15 protein-coding genes and 1 riboswitch are annotated in these 18,004 nt (G+C 34.9%); of the genes, 10 read left to right on the top strand and 5 right to left on the bottom strand.

Going from position 1 to position 18,004, the window contains the following annotated elements; genetic code table 11:
• Positions 1-304: 304 nt before the first annotated feature.
• The gene (gene polA, locus E0F91_RS06795; RefSeq protein ID WP_132065570.1) at positions 305-3,163 is read left to right on the top strand and encodes a DNA polymerase I; all 2,859 of its coding nucleotides are present in this window, start codon (positions 305-307) and stop codon (positions 3,161-3,163) included.
• An 87-nt stretch (positions 3,164-3,250) separates the two neighbouring features.
• Here the strand turns inward: polA and E0F91_RS06790 are convergent, their stop codons facing one another.
• The gene (locus tag E0F91_RS06790; RefSeq protein ID WP_132065569.1) at positions 3,251-4,273 is read right to left on the bottom strand and encodes a LacI family DNA-binding transcriptional regulator; all 1,023 of its coding nucleotides are present in this window, start codon (positions 4,271-4,273) and stop codon (positions 3,251-3,253) included.
• A 342-nt stretch (positions 4,274-4,615) separates the two neighbouring features.
• On the opposite strand from E0F91_RS06790, the gene rplM reads away from it, so the two are divergent.
• The 5 genes from rplM (at position 4,616) to E0F91_RS06765 (ending at position 9,263) form a co-directional block, all read left to right on the top strand.
• On the top strand, positions 4,616-5,071 hold the full coding sequence (gene rplM, locus E0F91_RS06785) for a 50S ribosomal protein L13 (RefSeq protein WP_066080505.1): 456 nt from the start codon (positions 4,616-4,618) through the stop codon (positions 5,069-5,071).
• Positions 5,071-5,457 (top strand): 30S ribosomal protein S9, encoded by a 387-nt coding sequence (gene rpsI / locus E0F91_RS06780; RefSeq protein ID WP_113634047.1) that lies wholly within the window; start codon positions 5,071-5,073, stop codon positions 5,455-5,457. Before rplM ends, rpsI begins: the two co-directional genes overlap by 1 nt.
• 218 nt (positions 5,458-5,675) lie before the next feature.
• Positions 5,676-6,491, top strand: coding sequence for a 30S ribosomal protein S2 (rpsB, locus tag E0F91_RS06775; RefSeq protein ID WP_132065568.1), 816 nt, complete (start codon positions 5,676-5,678; stop codon positions 6,489-6,491).
• A gap of 139 nt (positions 6,492-6,630) precedes the next feature.
• Positions 6,631-7,593, top strand: coding sequence for a translation elongation factor Ts (gene tsf / locus E0F91_RS06770; protein WP_132065567.1), 963 nt, complete (start codon positions 6,631-6,633; stop codon positions 7,591-7,593).
• 296 nt (positions 7,594-7,889) lie between these two features.
• Positions 7,890-9,263 (top strand): S8 family peptidase, encoded by a 1,374-nt coding sequence (locus tag E0F91_RS06765; protein WP_132065566.1) that lies wholly within the window; start codon positions 7,890-7,892, stop codon positions 9,261-9,263.
• A gap of 372 nt (positions 9,264-9,635) precedes the next feature.
• On the opposite strand, the gene E0F91_RS06760 is transcribed toward E0F91_RS06765, so the two are convergent.
• The 4 genes from E0F91_RS06760 to E0F91_RS17700 all read right to left on the bottom strand — a co-directional run bounded on the left by E0F91_RS06760 (position 9,636) and on the right by E0F91_RS17700 (position 13,891).
• Entirely contained in the window at positions 9,636-12,221 is a 2,586-nt protein-coding gene (locus E0F91_RS06760) for a carboxypeptidase-like regulatory domain-containing protein (protein ID WP_132065565.1), read from the bottom strand.
• Between the two features lie 4 nt (positions 12,222-12,225).
• Positions 12,226-12,873 (bottom strand): GLPGLI family protein, encoded by a 648-nt coding sequence (locus E0F91_RS06755; protein WP_165930102.1) that lies wholly within the window; start codon positions 12,871-12,873, stop codon positions 12,226-12,228.
• Positions 12,874-12,883: 10 nt separating this feature from the next.
• Complete coding sequence (locus tag E0F91_RS06750) at positions 12,884-13,654, bottom strand: GLPGLI family protein (protein ID WP_132065563.1); 771 nt, start codon at positions 13,652-13,654, stop codon at positions 12,884-12,886.
• A gap of 99 nt (positions 13,655-13,753) precedes the next feature.
• Positions 13,754-13,891 (bottom strand): hypothetical protein, encoded by a 138-nt coding sequence (locus tag E0F91_RS17700; protein WP_165930101.1) that lies wholly within the window; start codon positions 13,889-13,891, stop codon positions 13,754-13,756.
• 405 nt (positions 13,892-14,296) lie between these two features.
• Here E0F91_RS17700 and E0F91_RS06745 point away from each other — a divergent pair, with 405 nt between their 5' ends.
• The 4 genes from E0F91_RS06745 to thiC all read left to right on the top strand — a co-directional run bounded on the left by E0F91_RS06745 (position 14,297) and on the right by thiC (position 18,004).
• Positions 14,297-14,950 (top strand): queuosine precursor transporter, encoded by a 654-nt coding sequence (locus E0F91_RS06745; protein ID WP_132065562.1) that lies wholly within the window; start codon positions 14,297-14,299, stop codon positions 14,948-14,950.
• Positions 14,947-15,513, top strand: coding sequence for a DNA-3-methyladenine glycosylase I (locus tag E0F91_RS06740; RefSeq protein ID WP_132065561.1), 567 nt, complete (start codon positions 14,947-14,949; stop codon positions 15,511-15,513). The genes E0F91_RS06745 and E0F91_RS06740 overlap by 4 nt, the downstream gene beginning before the upstream one ends.
• Before the next feature lie 114 nt (positions 15,514-15,627).
• A riboswitch (TPP riboswitch) is annotated at positions 15,628-15,724 on the top strand.
• Between the two features lie 63 nt (positions 15,725-15,787).
• Entirely contained in the window at positions 15,788-15,994 is a 207-nt protein-coding gene (gene thiS, locus E0F91_RS06735) for a sulfur carrier protein ThiS (RefSeq protein WP_132065560.1), read from the top strand.
• Positions 15,995-16,180: 186 nt separating this feature from the next.
• Positions 16,181-18,004: a phosphomethylpyrimidine synthase ThiC gene (thiC, locus tag E0F91_RS06730; protein WP_132065559.1), complete on the top strand. Its 1,824-nt coding sequence runs from the start codon at positions 16,181-16,183 to the stop codon at positions 18,002-18,004.

The raw sequence follows: 18,004 nt of genomic DNA, 5'->3' as shown, positions 1-18,004 counted from the left end.
AAAAGCATTCAGTAAAATTAAACAATATATCGATTAAATACATATTTAATCGATAAAATACATGTTTTTTATTATTACATATTATTATTCTTATAATTTAAACGAATTAAAAATTACTATTTATTATTTATAGCTGTTTTCTTTCGAGTAAAACAATACGCTATCCGTACAAAAGAACACGCCACTTAAAATTATATTCTTATAAAATTGGGTTACATCGCAGATAAAACAGAAATAACTTAAACCAGCTCTCCTTTATCTGACAAGTTTTGTACTTTTGAAAACTTTACAAAAACCACAGTTCATGTCACAACAAAAACGCCTGTTCCTTCTAGATGCTTACGCCTTAATATTTAGAGGCTATTATGCTTTCATAAAAAATCCACGAATCAATTCTAAAGGAATGGACACGTCAGCCATTATGGGATTTATGAATTCCTTAATGGACGTAATAAAAAGAGAAAAACCAGATCATTTAGCCGTAGCTTTTGATAACGGCGGAAGCCAATTGAGAAATGAGATTTTTCCAGAATACAAAGCACATCGTGATGCTACACCAGAGGCCATAAAAATTGCCATTCCCTACATTCAAGAACTCCTGAAGGCCATGCATATTCCTATTATAGAAGTAAAAGGATATGAAGCCGACGATTTAATTGGAACCATAGCAAAACAAGCAGAAAAACAAAACTACAAAGTCTTTATGGTAACCCCAGATAAGGATTTTGCACAACTGGTTTCTGAAAACATATTTATGTACAAACCTGCCCGAATGGGTAATGGAATAGAAATCTGGGGTATTCCCGAGGTTTTAGCAAAATTCGAAATTGAAAGACCCGATCAAGTGATTGACTTCTTGGGTATGATGGGTGATGCTGCTGATAATATTCCAGGTTTACCGGGTGTAGGTGAAGTTACTGCTAAAAAATTCTTGAAGGAATTTGGAACCATGGAAAATCTTTTAGCAAATACCGATAAGCTAAAAGGTAAAATGAAAGAAAATATTGAAGCAAACAAAGAAAAAGGATTATTATCTAAAACTCTAGCGACAATTTTATTGGATTGCCCTGTTATTTTCGAAGAAACGGATTATAAATTATCTACCCCTGATGTTGAGAAAACAGATGCACTATTCAATGAATTAGAATTCAGACGAATGGCAGAACAATTTGACGCTATATTCAAAAAAGGTGGAACTGTAACCACCACAGCTAGTCCTATTGATGAAAATAAACTGTACAAAAAAACACTCCCAAAAGCTGTAGGGACAAAAAACGAAGATCAGTTTGATCTTTTTGGCAGTGCTATAGCAGATGATTCTTCAGATGAAGGACGCCAGCAATTTTACAATACATTAGAAAACACCACACATTCTTATCAAATAGTTCAAGGTGATTTGGGCTTGCGCTTGCTGTTGCAAAATTTACAAAACCAAGCTGCTGTATGTTTTGATACCGAAACCACAGGATTAGATGCCTTGCACGCTGAGCTGGTTGGAATTTCTTTCTCTTACGAAAAAGGAAAAGGATTTTATGTTCCGTTTCCTGAAAATCAAGAGGAAGCACAAACTTTAATAGAAAAATTTGTTCCATTTTTCGAAAATGAAAGCATCGAGAAAATTGGTCAAAATTTAAAATACGATTTAAAAATTCTTTCGAATTATAGTGTTTCTGTTAAAGGAAAATTATTCGATACCATGATTGCGCATTATTTAATTAATCCAGATATGCGCCATAACATGGATATTTTAGCAGAAACCTACTTGAAGTATGCCCCACAATCCATTGAAACGTTAATTGGAAAAAAAGGCAAGAATCAAAAATCAATGCGTGATGTTCCAGTCGAAGATGCCAAAGAATATGCCGTTGAAGATGCCGATGTAACTTTACAACTAAAAGAAATTTTCACTTTAGAATTAGACAAAACTGGCACTAAAAAACTTTTCGAGGAAATTGAAATTCCGTTGGTAAAAGTTTTGGCTGATATGGAAAAGGAGGGGATTCGGTTAGACGTTCCCTTTTTGAAGTCCTTATCCCAAGAATTGAACACCGATATCAAAACGCTAGAAGCAGCTATTTTTGAGATTGCGGGCGAAAAATTTAATTTGGCTTCGCCAAAACAATTGGGAGATATTTTGTTTGACAAATTAAAAATTGGGGGAGCCAAACAAAAGAAAACCAAAACGGGTCAATATGCTACTGGGGAGGAAATCCTAAGTTTTCTAGCAAAAGATAACGAAATAGTTTCAGCTATACTTGATTGGCGATCACTTATAAAACTGCAAAATACCTATGTTGATGCATTGCCTTTACAGGTAGATGCAGTTACAAAACGCATACACACGGATTATATGCAAACCGTTGCCGCTACAGGTCGCTTGAGTTCTACTAATCCAAATTTACAAAACATTCCTATTCGTACTGAACGTGGCCGACAAATCCGAAAAGCATTTGTGGCCCGTGATGAAAATTACACTTTGATTTCTGCGGATTATTCCCAAATAGAATTGCGTGTAATTGCAGCATTGAGTGGTGAAGAAAATATGATCAAGGCCTTTCAAAATCATGAAGACATTCACAAATCAACCGCTTCAAAAGTCTTTAATGTGCCTATTGAAGAAGTGACTCGCGAGCAACGTAGTCATGCCAAAACAGTCAATTTTGGAATTATATACGGAGTTTCGGCTTTTGGATTGAGCAATCAAACCAACTTATCCCGAAAAGAGAGCGCTGATTTAATTGAGGCATATTATCAAACGTATCCAAGATTAAAATCCTATATCCAAGAACAAATAGATTTTGCCAGAGAGAACGGATATGTACAAACCATTCTTGGTCGTCGTCGTTATTTGAAAGATATCAATTCGCAAAACGCAATTGTTCGTGGTGGTGCAGAAAGAAATGCGGTAAATGCGCCGATACAAGGAAGTGCTGCTGATATCATTAAAATTGCAATGATAAATATCCATGAAAAACTAACTTCTGAAAACTGGAAGAGTAAAATGCTACTTCAAGTACATGATGAATTGGTATTTGATGTTCATAATTCAGAACTCGAAAAAATACAACCGATGATTAAATACGAAATGGAGCATGCCTTTAAACTTGATGTCCCTCTAGATGTTGATTTAGGGATGGGAAAAGACTGGCTGGAAGCACATTAAAACAGGTTTTGTACTAATTGTTATAGCATTGTTAAAGTTTTGAGTTTTGACAATGCTATAAAATTAGCGATGAAATAGCGTGTAGATTTAAACGGTACGTGTAGACTCTCTTTCTTTCAGTTTCGTTTTAATCACCACCGTTTCATAAGGAAGATATTCTTCTTTTGATTCCAGTCGATCGATTAATAACTTAGCCGCTACTTCGCCTATCTCGATTCCATGTTGACTCACTGTAGTTAAGCTTGGAGACAATCTACGAGAAGCAAGAATTCCATCAGCAAAACCGATAATTGAAATATCTTCGGGAACTTTAAATCCCTTTTTGAGTGCGATACGCAAAGCCGCAACCGAATCATTTTCTTCTAAAGCAAAGATTCCATCTATTTTGTTCTCAAATATTTTTTCTATTTTTTCTTTCAAATCCTCTTCGGCATCCGTTCGTATAATAATGTCACTATTCACAGCAATATTATTATTTTCCAATGCTTTGAGATACCCATCAGCTCTTAATTTCCCTACACTTAGATTATCAATAGAAGACAATAGAGCAATATTTTTGCAACCTAAATCAATTAAATGTTGGGTCGAATTTAAAGCAGAATCAAAATCATCTACAATTACTTTGTCACAATCTACGCCATCGGCAATACGATCAAACATAACAATAGGAGTTCCGTCATTGATAATGGCTGAGAAATGATCGTAATCTTGATTTTTTTGCGCTTCTTCAGAAACTGAAACAATAAATCCATCTATAGTTCCATTACTTAACATTTCGAGCGTATGTGCTTCTTTTTCTGCTGATTCGTTAGAGATACACATAATGACATTGTACCCTTTTTCATCAGCAATTTTCTCAATACCACTAAATACTTTGGCAAAAAAAGAATTCAAAATATTTGGAATAATAACGCCAATTGTTTTGGTTTTTCTATTTTTAAGATTGAGACCAATCACATTAGGTTTGTAATTTTTGAGTTTTGCATATTCTTTTATTTTCACTTTAGTTAGGTCACTTATTTCCGGACTATCATTCAGCGCTTTTGAAACTGTTGAAACAGAAACATTCAGTTCTTTTGCGATTTGTTTTAACGTAGCTTTAGCTTTCATAAAGGAATATTTATTGTAATTGATAAAGGAAAAATACTGACAAGATATAAATAATTAGAATAGTAACTGTTTAATTGACAAAAATAGCATTTATAATATAGAATTTAGGTTTAAAAAATCAGGAATAGTCAATAAAATCATAAAAAAAATCAGGATTCCGGTAACTCCACTGCACGTATACTAATCCAAAATTTGAAGATAGAAATTAATTTTAAATATCCATTTGATAATCAGCACTAAAACAAGATAAAAATAATAGTTTAAGGTATTTGCATTTAAAATAATTAATTGTACTTTTGCAACCCCTTTATTGGGGATGGAATGTTTAATTAAAATAATATTATGGACGCATTAAGCTACAAGACACAATCAGCAAGCAAAGCCACCGTTACAAAAGAGTGGATTGTTGTAGATGCTGATGGGCATAACTTAGGTCGTATGGCTTCTAAGATCGCAATGATCCTTAGAGGAAAATACAAAGCAAGTTACACACCACATGTTGACTGTGGAGATAACGTAATTGTTATCAACTCAGAAAAAATCAACCTTACAGGAAACAAGATGAAAGAGAAAACTTACATCCGTCACACTGGCTACCCTGGAGGACAAAGAACTTTAACTGCTGAAGTATTGCAATCAAAAAATCCTGCATTACTAGTTGAAAAAGCGATAAAAGGAATGTTACCTAAAAACAAGTTAGGGGCTGAACTTTTTAGAAATTTAAATGTTGTTGTAGGATCAGAGCACAAACAAGGCGCTCAAAAACCTAGAACAGTTAACCTTAACGATCTTAAGTAATGGGAGTTATTCACAAAATTGGTAGAAGAAAAACGGCTGTTGCACGTGTTTATGTTTCGGAAGGAACAGGAGTAATCGTTGTGAACAAAAAACCATTCGAAACTTATTTCCCAACTGCAACTTTACAGTACAAAGTATTACAACCGATGTCTATGACAGAAAATGTAAGTAACTTTGACGTAAAAGTGAATGTTTACGGAGGTGGTTCAACTGGTCAAGCAGAAGCTGTAAGAATGGCATTAGCACGCGTAATGTGTGAAGTAAATGCTGAAAACAGAGGAATATTGAAACCACAAGGTTTATTAACAAGAGATCCAAGAATGGTTGAACGTAAGAAATTCGGTCAGAAGAAAGCTCGTAAGAGATTCCAATTCTCTAAACGTTAATATTCAATCTGGATTTAATTCAGATTTTCACGTTCAGAGACTGGTTTTATTATCAGCTTAAACGGAAAAGAAGCTGAAATAAATTCCGCAAAAAATTTAAAAAAAACAGTTGTTGTTGCTCTCCTACCGAGGTAGGAAATAGTTTAGCATCTAAATGCATAAAGCCGGGAAACCGCCATTTATCCATTGCTAATCAACAGAACGTAAACTAGAACAAAATGGCAAACAAAGTAGAAGTAAAAGACTTACTAGAAGCAGGTGTTCATTTCGGACACATGACTAGAAAATGGGATCCAAACATGGCTCCTTACATTTATATGGAGCGTAATGGTATTCACATTATCAACCTATATAAAACTGCAGCAAAAATTGAAGAAGCAAATGACGCTTTGAAAAAAATCGCTGCATCAGGTAGAAAAATATTATTCGTTGCTACCAAAAAACAAGCAAAAGACATCGTTGCTGAAAAAGCAAAAGCTGCAAACATGCCTTACATCACTGAAAGATGGCCTGGTGGAATGCTAACTAACTTCGTAACTATCCGTAAAGCTGTTAAAAAAATGGCTACTATTGATAAAATGAAGAAAGATGGTACATTCATGACTCTTTCTAAAAAAGAGCGTTTGCAAGTAGATCGTCTTCGTGCTAAATTAGAGAAAAACTTAGGTTCAATCGCTGACATGTCTAGACTACCAGCTGCATTGTTCGTAGTTGATATCAAAGCAGAACACATCGCAATAAAAGAAGCTCAAAAATTAAACATTCCAGTTTTCGCAATGGTGGATACTAATTCTGACCCAAGAGAGGTTGAATTCGTAATCCCATCTAACGATGATGCTTCTAAATCAATTGATAAAATTTTAACTTTGGTTACCGCTGCAATTGTTGAAGGACTTTCTGATAGAGGTTCTGACAAAGAAGGCGAAGCAACTGCTGAAGTTGTTGCTCCTACTGAAACGGTAGCTCCTGCTGCTGAAGCTGTAGAAGTAGCTCCTGCTGTAGAAGCTGCTGCTCCAACTGCAACTGAAGAATAAAACAAAAAGAAATTCCAAATTCTAAAATTCCAAATTCCAAAAATTATCTCAGTAATGATTTAATTTATCAATTGGATTCAGGATTTCTGAATTTGGAATTTTTTATTAAAACTATTTTTTAATTTAAAATAAAAAAATTATGGCAACAATTACTGCTGCAGATGTAAATAAATTAAGACAAACTACAGGTGCCGGAATGATGGACTGTAAAAAAGCTTTAGTTGAAGCTGATGGAGATTTCGATAAAGCGATACAAAACCTTAGAGAAAAAGGACAAAAAGTTGCCGCTAACCGTTCTGACCGTGAGTCTTCTGAAGGAGCAGCTGTTTCTTTTATCAATGCTGACAACACTAAAGGAGCAATCATCACTTTAAATTGTGAGACAGATTTCGTAGGTAAAAATGTATCTTTCGTTTCTTTAGCTAAAGAATTAGTTGAAAAAGCGATTAACTTCTCTTCTAAAGAAGAATTTTTAGCGTCAGATTTCAACGGCATTACTGTTGCTGAGAAATTGATCGAGCAAACAGGTGTTATTGGTGAAAAAATCGAAATCGGTGATTTTGAAATTTTAGAAGGTGCTTTTGTTGGATCTTATGTTCACGTTAACAAAATTGCTGCATTAACTGCTATTTCTGCTGCTGTAGCTAACGCAGAAGTTCTTACTAAAGATATCTCTATGCAAGTTGCATCAATGGGAGCTGACACATTATCTTACAAAGATTTTGACCCATCTTTCGTTGCTTCTGAACTTGCTGCTCGTATTGCTATAATCGAAAAAGAAAATGAAGAAGCAAAACGTTTAGGAAAAACATTGAAAAATGTTCCTAAATATATTTCTTTCTCTCAATTAACTGAAGAAGTTTTAAAACAAGCTGAAGAAGATGCTAAAGCTGAGTTAAAAGCTGAAGGTAAACCTGAACAAATTTGGGACAAAATTATTCCTGGAAAAGTACTGCGTTTCATCTCTGACAACACTACTTTAGACCAAGAAAAAGCTTTATTGGATCAAAACTTCATCAAAGATGACAGTAAAAAAGTAGGTGATTATGTTAAAGAATTCAAAGTTGAAATTACAGGTTTCAAAAGAGCTGCTTTAGGATAGATTACTATTTGATTTCCTTATATATAAAAACCCCATTTCAAATTAGTTTGAAATGGGGTTTTTTAATTGAAATATATTCATTAAATACCATTACGCCTAATAAATTATGAGTATCACAAACTATACAATAACGATTTTATATAATTAATAATCAAATCCCCTATCTACTTATACCTATCGTAAAAATTCAATTTAAAAATATTTTTAACTTACATTGTTTATTTTTTTAGTACAAATATTATAATTATTGTATTTTTTTTGATAATTTTAACATTTTAAAACCAAATCTTAAAATTATGAAAAAATTATTTATTGCAGCTCTAGCCTTGTTCTCGTTTTACTCGTGTACTGATGAGAATTTAAACTCTCCAGAGGTAGTACAAAATCAGGAAAAACCTAATTATGTAGCGAACCAAATACTTATTAAATTCAAACCTGCAGCTCCAGGAGCTAAAACATCAACAAACATTCTCTCACTAATTGGAGGTACTACAGTAGAAGTGATTAACACTAACTCTGTGCAAACCTCCAATGCAAAGACAAACACTAAAGGCGGAAAACTTTTATTAGTAAATTCAAAATTAGATACCATGGAGGCTATAGACCTTTTAAAAGATTTACAGGAAGTGGAATATGCAGAACCTAACTGGATTTACACTCATTTTGCAACATCAAACGATACGTATGCTACGAATGGCACCTTGTGGGGAATGTATGGCGCAACAACAGCTCCTGCAAATCAATTTGGATCACAAGCCGCAGTAGCTTGGGCAAATAATAAATTAGGATCAAATACTGTATATATTGGTATTATTGACGAAGGTTATATGTTTGACCACGAAGATTTAGCTGCAAATGCTGGAAAAAATCCGGGCGAGATTGCTGGCAATGGTATTGACGATGACGGAAATGGTCTAGTTGATGATGTCTATGGATGGGACTTTGCAGGAAACAACAATACGGTTTTTGATGGGGTTGATGATGATCACGGAACGCATGTTGCAGGAACAATAGGGGCTGTTGGAGGCAATGGTAAAGGAGTTGCTGGAGTTGTTTGGAACGTAAAAATGCTAAACGCTAAATTTTTAGCTGGTACTGGAGGAACATTGGCAAATGCTATCAAAGCCGTAGACTATTTTACAAATTTAAAAACAAAACAAGGATTAAATATTGTTGCAACTAACAACTCTTGGGGCGGAGGAGGATTCTCCCAAGCTCTTCAAGATGCCATAGAAAGAGCAAATGCTGCAGGAATACTATTTATCGCTGCGGCGGGAAATAGCGGTACAAACAATGACGCTACACCTAGCTACCCTGCAAGCTATCCTAACGCCAATGTTATTGCAGTTGCATCAATTACAAGCACAGGAGCTTTATCAAGTTTCTCACAATTTGGCGCTACATCAGTAGATATAGGAGCACCGGGTTCAGGAATTTGGTCAACAGTTCCAGTGAGATCTAGAGGCAAGAATGTTTCTGGTTATGCTAGTTACAACGGTACTTCAATGGCAACTCCACATGTTTCTGGAGCAGCAGCTTTGTATGCATCCTTAAATCCTGGAGCAACAGCAGCACAAATTAAAGCAGCGCTTTTGAATAGCGCTACACCTACTTCCTCTTTATCAGGAAAATGTTTAACTGGTGGTAGATTGAATGTAAGCGGGTTTTAATCCAATAATAAATACCTAAAAAGAGTTCCCAAATGGGGACTCTTTTTTGTTACTAAAATTCTAGTTTAAAAAATCGAAATTGCTAAATACGTCATTCATCAATAAAGTAAAGCGAAAACTATTTAGACATTATCGCTAAAGGCAAATTGGCTCGTTTCTTTAAAGACTTTAGTAAACCAAGAGTATATCAAAGACAACAAAATGATCGTTACCGTTTATGCTAAATCTTTAGATAAAATCTTATCATTACTGATTTAAAAGAGCTGTTGAAGCATATATAAAATTTCGATTTCAGATATTCAATATTGGATTTCAATCTATACAACAACCCATTTCAAAGTGATTTGAAATGGGTTTTTTTGATAATTAAAATTATAGTGAGTAATTCAAACCTAGCATCAAATACCCGGGACGAATTGACACTCTTGATGCTGTAAAAAAACTGGCGTTTGTTGTGTTTAACAATAAAGTAGTCTGATTCAAATTTAGCATGTTGTTTCCATTAAAAAATAACTTCCAATTTTTAGCTGCCATATACTGCACATTTGCATTTAGAAAAAACAGTTGATTGGTATCAAAACCTGAATCTTGATCATCTATTACAAAACCTATATCCCATTTTAAATTAGTCTTGCTTTTTCCACGAATAGATAGCGTAATCTGATGATTTTGACTCGTGTTATTAAAATTACTGGAACTTTGCATTACCATTCTTTGAATAAAGTTATAGTCAATCCCAAACTGTACATGTGATTTCCTAAAATTAGATACCAACTGCAAACGATTCGTGAAATTTTGAGTCTCAACTTCATTATCGACACTATTGAACCGAGACAATCCTATCGATTTCAGATAAAACAAAGTCGTTTTAATTGAAAACGGCAAATGATGAAGCTTTAAATCATACAAAGCTAATGCCTTAATACTTTTTCTGTTTCTTGTTGTGATCCCAACGTTTTCAATATAATCTGAATTGTAGATGGTATTGCTCGATACAGAATTTTGCTCCACATCATAGGATACAGTCGAGTAAAGAACACTTTGACTCCTTGGATTTACACTGAAGTATTGAAGAGAAAAACTATTTTTAGGAATTATTCGATTGTAATCAATTGAAGTAGCCTTTGAAATAGTTTGAAAATCAACTATTATATCGGTTTGCTGCAATTGACTCAGCGAAGGCAATTGATGATCTAGCGAATAATTGAACGTAAGTTTATTAAGTCCTTTAAAATTATAAATCAAACTAAGGTTAGGCTCATAGCGGGTAAATGCATTTTGAGTACCTTGAAACCAACTGTTTACCGCCGAAGTTTTAAAACCCAAAATGGATTGAAACTTAGGATCCCAATTTTTTAACCATGAAAAATTGGTCTGTATTGATTTTCGCTGCAACTTAACATCTAAACCGTTATTTTGGTTTTCTAAAATAACAGTACGTAATCTGTCTTGCTGTGACAAAAGGTTGATTTTAAAACTAAAATTATTGTTCTTTAGTGTCCTTGTAAATACATTATTAAAACTAAAATTAGCTTGTCTCTGGTTTTGATTTTGATGAATGGTATCAAAAGTACCACCAAATAAATTTTGTTGAGAAAACAAATCAACTTTTTGACGGTTATCATCCGCTGAATGCTGGGCTGTGCCTTTATAATTGACAACCTTGAAAAGTGTAGTTTGTACTTTTGCAATATGAGCAAAATTAAAATTTGAATCTCTCTTAGTATAGCTCAATACATTTCCTGAGCGCAATAAATCTTGCTCATCTTCGTCTGCATTTGGAGTAAATCCAGCAACATAGGATATAAAAGTACTTTTCGACTTATTAAACTCCCATTTAAAAGCACTGTTATTAAGACTGTACGTCGCAACTTTATTTTCTAAAAAAGAGAATTGGCTTTGTGGCTCTCCAACATTAGTTTGAAGTTTGTCGTTTTCCTCCGTAATAATAGCTTTATTGAAAACATTCGCAAAGGTAATTTTAGAACGCTTGCCTATTAAACTCGTATAATTAAGTCCAATAAAAGCATTTTTTTTGTCCTTTATAAACGCGTTAGGATTCAAAAAAGTTGGGGTTTCAATCGATTTAAATTCTCCGTTTTCACTATCGACATCAGCCAAAATTCGCATTTCATTATAATCTTCTCGCGAAATTGGTGTTTTGGCAATAGTATTATAATCCGAAATAACGGCAACATTTCCCTTCTTAAAAAATTTAAAGGAATTAGAGTGGAAACGAAAAGAATTATTTATTCCAGCAGCCGCATCAAAATCCATGATCCATTTATTTTTATAGCTGTCTTTTGTTTTCAAGTTCAACGCAATTCCTTTTTTGCCTCCGCTGGCAGTGGCAAAACCAGCATAATTAGTTAGCAAATCAATGCCTTCAATCATATCAGCGTTTATGTTTTGGGTTGCCATTTGATGTTTGTTGCCAAAAAACTCATTCCCATTAACAAGAACGTTATCAATTTGTTGCCCTTTGTACAATACCTTGCCATTTTGGTCAATATCCAGCCCAGGAAGTTTTTTAATTACATCTTCGATTTTATTTTCGGTACCATCAACCACAGCTTTTAAGTTATACGAAATAGTATCACCCTTCACTTTCATTATTTTAGGTCTACTGGTAATAATCACATTTTTGAGTTGGTTTGTTTCTGGAAGCAATGTAAAAGTTAAGAACTCCTCTTTTTGAACAAAAACTACCTCAGTAATGGGAACAAAACCTAATTTTTTGATAGTTATCGTGTACGTTCCAGAGGCTAATTGATTTTCTAAAAAACCATTTGTATCTGTAGTTCCAAAAGCAATTTGATTGCCGTCTTGGCTAATGATCACGATGGCTCTTGGCACACTAGCGCTTGCTTCATCAACAACCTTTAAGCGAATTGTATGCTGCGAAAAAAGAAAAACTGGAAATAACAGAAACAAGATGAGTTTAAAGTTTAACTGCATCGTATTATAGAAAATTTAGAGGCTCTTCTTGATTCAGTTCAATCCTTTGCGCAGTTGTTGTACTATTTCCATGTTTATACAATAATACTAGGCCATTAATAAAAGGTAAATCACTTGGACTTCCTGAAACTTTTAAATCATTGGTCACATAAACTGTTAATAGCTTGTTTTTGAAAGTAGTGGTAGCTTCATAACAGCTATAGCCCAGAATTTTCTTTTTTTTATTTGTAATTTTCCAATTAACAGCAGCTAATTTTTCAGTAGTTAACTTACCTTTTATTTTAGTTTTAATTGTTTTAGTTTTATAATTCTTCAACAATTTAATGCCGGGATAAGATCCTTCTAATGACAAATCTTTTGAGAATAAAACTCCAGATGTTCTATCATTAGAGCTAATTGTACCCTCTTGTTTTATATCAATCTGTTGTGGTTTGATTTCAAAATAAACAACACTACCTTGAACAATCATAACCGATTTCTTTTTAATACTATTTAACTGTTGCAAGGCAGCAGTCCTTATATGTGAGGGGACAGATTTCAAGGAAGTTTCACTGTGTTGAGTTTGTGTTACGAAACTTACTTTAATTGCAGATTGTGAATAACCTACAACAGACAATATAAACACCAAACTAGTCAAAAATAATAATCTCATAATAAAAAATTTAATTTTCATTTTTTATAGTTACCGTATTCGTTTCATGCTTTCCTCCAAATTCATCAGTATAGGACTTTGGCTTTCTAGATTCTTCGATTTTATTTTTTAATTCCAGTTCGGTAACAAAGGGAGTCTTTTTATTAATCCCGTCTACGACTAGTTTTTTATCAAAAAATTCTATTTTAGTTACATAAACGACGTTCTTTTTAGACTCAGTACTTAAAACCAAACCAGGGATTGCTGACATTGTAAATGGCCCATCAATGATAGGGATATCCTGGGTGTACCAATATTGAATAGTATCATTTTTTGCCGAAATCTTAAAAGCCGACAGGCATGTATACCCATCAATGACTTTAGTTCTTTTGTCATACTTTAGGTCATTATTGGTAAAGGGTTGTTCTACATAATACTCTTGACCCTCCACCGTGGTACTTTTAATTGTAGACATTTTGGTAAAATCTTTTAGAATCCAAACATTATACGGTTTTACGAAAGTTCCTCTATTTATATCTGTTGCTGTACTAACTTCTGAAGAGGGTATTACTATGTCTTTTTCGGCTGTACTTTTAAATAGTGAGTACTCACTGTTGTTTGTCAACTCAAAGACTTTAGGCTTCCTGAAAGCAGCTTTAAATTCTTCACTAGCACCACCTGGAACTTGATTAAAAAAAGCATCGCTGTAGAAAAATTTTTGTTCATAAGTGATTTTAACGCTTTTTTGAGCACTAATTCTGCAACATATAAGCACCAGTAGTATCAACAAATACTTTCTCATAAGATTAATTATTAAAAAATGAGTGGCGTCCCACCCATTTAAATTGCTATTAAATTTATTTACGAACCAGTAATCGTGGTACTACCATCATTACAAATTTCAATACCTACGCGGTGATATGTAAGAATCACCACCCTCACCATCACTTGAAACATCATTCCATCTCAAGTGTATTACTGTACAATCAGATATACTTTCAACATCTACACTCGAAGTTGTTGACTCGAGTGAATTCATTTTTGTTTCATTAGAAACATTTACTTCCTTCTCTGCTGCAAACGAAGTTAAAGAAAAAGCAACTAATAAAGTTACACTTAATAAGAATTTTTTTATAATTTTAAAATAATTTGACATTATCTTACTAAACTTTTTAGTAAGAGGTTTTGGACGTCCGAGTACAAATCAAAAAAAAAAAACATCTTAACCTAATATATTTACTACAATTTTGCAAATTAAATTGCAATTATTCCTACAATACCATAAACATTGGGCTTGGGAAGTTTTTACATGTGTACCAAATATAAAAAATTACCTTTCATAAAATCCGCTTGATAGATACCAACTTTTGCAAGTGAAAAAATTTGCCATTTGCATATTCTTAAAAAAGATAAAATCCCTACTTTTGAATTCAAACACTACTTTATGTTTAAAACCAAAAAAGAGCTCGTATTTGTTATCCTAGCAGGAATATTTATTACCAATGCGGTAACGGCTGAGTTGATCGGAGGTAAATTAATTCAAATAAGTCCGTTTGTCATGAGCATCGGGATTTTGCCTTGGCCTATCGTTTTTTTAACTACCGATTTAATCAATGAGTATTTTGGCGAAAAGGGAGTTAAGAAACTCTCCTTAATCACAGCCGGTTTAATCGCCTATTCTTTCCTTGTTTTACTATTTGCAATTAACATTCCCGCCGCAAAAGGCATCAGCCCTGTAAATGATGACCAATTCTTTGCTGTTTTTGGTCAAAGTATGTGGATTATTGTAGGAAGTATTATTGCTTTTCTAGTTTCGCAATTAATCGATGTGACCGTTTTTTGGTTTTTCAAAAACAGAACCGGAAATAAGAAAATTTGGCTTAGAGCTACCGGATCCACTGTTATCTCACAATTATTTGATTCGTTCATTGTATTGGGAATTGCATTTTGGCTACCTGGAAAAATAAATTTTGATACCTTTCTAACCTCAGCATTAACGGGTTATACGTTTAAACTCGGTATCGCAATACTACTGACTCCGCTGATTTATTTAGGTCACTATTTAATAAAAAACTATTTAGCCTCCGAAAAACAATGATACTAGACGACAAACCTCGATGTGGCTGGTGTACTTCTAGCGCTTTATATAAAAAATACCATGACGAAGAATGGGGTGTTCCCGTGTATGATGACGCCACTCTATTTGAGTTTTTGCTTTTGGAAACGTTTCAGGCTGGGCTCAGCTGGATAACTATTTTGAATAAGCGCGAAAATTTTAGAGCCGCATTTGACCAATTTGACTACAAAAAAATCGCTCAATATACCGATGAAAAAATTCTCGATTTACTACAAGATGCGGGTATTATTCGGAACAAACTCAAAGTATATTCAGCTGTTACCAACGCACAAGCCTTTCTAAAAATTCAAGAGGAATTTGGAAGTTTTTCTACCTATATTTGGAGATTTACTGATGGGAAACCCATAAAAAACAACCGACAATCTTTGAAGGAAGTCCCTGCTACCACCCCACTTTCTGATGCGATTAGCAAAGATTTAAAAAAGCGCGGCTTCAAATTCGTAGGTTCTACCGTAATATATGCCCACATGCAAGCCACAGGAATGGTCGATGATCATGTGGCAGATTGCTGGAAAAACAGTTAATCTTCATTGATTAAGTAAAGCTTATTGACGTGACTTTTTCACTAAAAACAGAATAGCACAATAAAGATTTAACTTTAAACCTTAAACTTTAAACTAAAAAACGTTTACATTTGCTTCACACTTTAGGGGTGTCTACAAAATTGTAGGCTGAGAATTACCCTCTGAACCTGATCTAGTTCATACTAGCGTAGGGAAAAGTAAGATGACTTCTGCGCGTATTTATGCGTCATTGTAGCCATTCCTAAAGTATAACTATATACTAAATTCAAAAGGAATGGAGCTAAAAATCAACAATCAAACGAAACAATTCACAACTGACAGTCTAACTGTTCAGACACTTCTTGACTTGGAAATTCCCGAAAAACAAAACGGAATTGCCGTAGCCGTTAACAATACCGTGATTCCAAAATCCAGCTGGAATTCCCATCCTCTGCAAGAAACTGACGACATTCTCATCATCTCTGCAACTCAAGGAGGATAGTTTGGCTGCTCGAGCGGGCTATCCATTTCAAGTCCGCAATTGTAACCCTATAAAACGTAGCCTTAGTCAAAGCTTCCTTACGGTCGCTTCACTACTCCTTGTTTTATTAGGCTTTCCACTTTACGGGCTTTCCATTACTATCCCTAGCAGAAGACAAACACTCATTAAAACCTAAACTACTGTACAATGAACAACGAAGAAAAAATCTCAAGAACACCATTTCCTAATTCAAGAAAAGTATATATCGACGGTGAAATCCATCCAATCAAAGTAGCGATGCGCGAAATTGCACTAGCAGATACAAAAATGTCAAACGGCAGCATAGAAAAAAATCCACCAGTAACGGTTTACGATACTTCCGGCCCATTTACCGATCCAAACATTGAAATTGACATTCGAAAAGGATTGCCACGCATTCGTGAACAATGGATTTTAGATCGCAATGATGTAGAAGAATTGACTGAAATCTCATCCGAATACGGAAAATCCCGTTTGAATGATCAAAAGTTAGATCACTTGCGTTTTGAATATTTACACAAACCCATGCGAGCCAAAAGAGGAGCTAATGTTACCCAACTGTATTACGCAAAACAGGGAATCATCACCCCCGAAATGGAATACATTGCTATTCGCGAAAACCAACGCTTGGAGTTGATAAATGAACAAACAAAGGCGATGCAATGCCAACATGGAGGCAACAGTTTTGGTGCCAATACACCAAAATCTAAAATCACACCGGAATTTGTTCGTAGCGAAGTAGCTAGAGGTCGCGCCATTATTCCAAACAACATCAACCACCCAGAAAGTGAACCTATGATTGTGGGACGTAATTTCTTGGTGAAAATAAATGCCAACATTGGAAACAGCGCCGTAACCTCAACCATCGAAGAAGAAGTTGAAAAATCAGTTTGGGCTTGCCGTTGGGGAGCCGACACGATTATGGATTTATCGACCGGAAAAAACATTCACGAAACCAGAGAATGGATCATCCGTAATTCTCCCGTACCTATTGGAACCGTGCCTATTTACCAAGCTTTGGAAAAAGTAAATGGTGTTGCCGAAGATTTAACGTGGGAGGTCTATCGCGATACTTTAATAGAACAAGCAGAACAAGGTGTTTCTTATTTCACTATTCACGCGGGAGTACTGTTGCGTTACATTCACCTAACTGCTGAGCGTGTTACCGGAATTGTTTCTCGCGGCGGATCGATTATGGCCAAATGGTGTTTGTTCCACCATAAAGAAAACTTTCTTTACACGCATTTCGAAGACATTTGCGAAATCATGAAACAGTATGATGTAGCCTTTTCTCTTGGAGATGGTTTGCGTCCGGGTTCTATTGCCGATGCTAATGATGCTGCGCAATTCGCCGAATTAGAGACGCTAGGAGAACTGACAAAAATAGCCTGGAGACACGATGTCCAAGTATTTATTGAAGGTCCTGGTCACGTACCCATGCACATGATTAAAGAGAATATGGAGAAACAATTAGAGCATTGTGATGAAGCTCCCTTTTATACTTTAGGACCATTGACAACCGATATTGCTCCAGGTTACGACCACATCACTTCTGCCATTGGTGCGGCAATGATTGGCTGGTATGGCTGTGCAATGTTGTGTTATGTGACGCCAAAAGAACACCTTGGTTTACCCAATAAAAAAGACGTAAAAGACGGAGTGATAACTTATAAAATTGCGGCTCACGCTGCTGACTTGGCTAAAGGGCATCCGGGTTCTCAATACCGTGACAATGCGTTGAGCAAAGCACGTTTTGAATTCCGTTGGGAAGACCAATTCAACTTGTCATTAGATCCAGATACCGCTCGCGAATTCCACGATGAAACATTACCAGCCGATGGGGCAAAAGTGGCTCATTTTTGTTCCATGTGTGGGCCAAAATTCTGCTCTATGAAGATCTCACAAGAAATTCGTGATGTTGCCGAAGCCGAAAAAGGGATGAAAGAGAAATCAAAGGAATTTATAAAAAGCGGGAAAGAAATTTATAGTTAA

Source organism: Flavobacterium sandaracinum (genome assembly GCF_004349135.1).
GTDB lineage: Bacteria > Bacteroidota > Bacteroidia > Flavobacteriales > Flavobacteriaceae > Flavobacterium > Flavobacterium sandaracinum.
The sequence above is the reverse complement of the archived record's forward strand: the minus strand, read 5'-3'. Positions and strand labels throughout refer to the sequence as shown.

Coding starts and splice junctions, on each gene's coding strand:
- thiS (WP_132065560.1), top strand. CDS start 15,788: ATGGAGCTAAAAATCAACAATCAAACGAAACAATTCACAACTGACAGT.
- E0F91_RS06760 (WP_132065565.1), bottom strand. CDS start 12,221: ATGCAGTTAAACTTTAAACTCATCTTGTTTCTGTTATTTCCAGTTTTT.
- E0F91_RS17700 (WP_165930101.1), bottom strand. CDS start 13,891: ATGAATTCACTCGAGTCAACAACTTCGAGTGTAGATGTTGAAAGTATA.
- rplM (WP_066080505.1), top strand. CDS start 4,616: ATGGACGCATTAAGCTACAAGACACAATCAGCAAGCAAAGCCACCGTT.
- thiC (WP_132065559.1), top strand. CDS start 16,181: ATGAACAACGAAGAAAAAATCTCAAGAACACCATTTCCTAATTCAAGA.
- rpsI (WP_113634047.1), top strand. CDS start 5,071: ATGGGAGTTATTCACAAAATTGGTAGAAGAAAAACGGCTGTTGCACGT.
- E0F91_RS06745 (WP_132065562.1), top strand. CDS start 14,297: ATGTTTAAAACCAAAAAAGAGCTCGTATTTGTTATCCTAGCAGGAATA.
- E0F91_RS06765 (WP_132065566.1), top strand. CDS start 7,890: ATGAAAAAATTATTTATTGCAGCTCTAGCCTTGTTCTCGTTTTACTCG.
- polA (WP_132065570.1), top strand. CDS start 305: ATGTCACAACAAAAACGCCTGTTCCTTCTAGATGCTTACGCCTTAATA.
- rpsB (WP_132065568.1), top strand. CDS start 5,676: ATGGCAAACAAAGTAGAAGTAAAAGACTTACTAGAAGCAGGTGTTCAT.
- E0F91_RS06790 (WP_132065569.1), bottom strand. CDS start 4,273: ATGAAAGCTAAAGCTACGTTAAAACAAATCGCAAAAGAACTGAATGTT.
- E0F91_RS06740 (WP_132065561.1), top strand. CDS start 14,947: ATGATACTAGACGACAAACCTCGATGTGGCTGGTGTACTTCTAGCGCT.
- E0F91_RS06755 (WP_165930102.1), bottom strand. CDS start 12,873: ATGAGATTATTATTTTTGACTAGTTTGGTGTTTATATTGTCTGTTGTA.
- E0F91_RS06750 (WP_132065563.1), bottom strand. CDS start 13,654: ATGAGAAAGTATTTGTTGATACTACTGGTGCTTATATGTTGCAGAATT.
- tsf (WP_132065567.1), top strand. CDS start 6,631: ATGGCAACAATTACTGCTGCAGATGTAAATAAATTAAGACAAACTACA.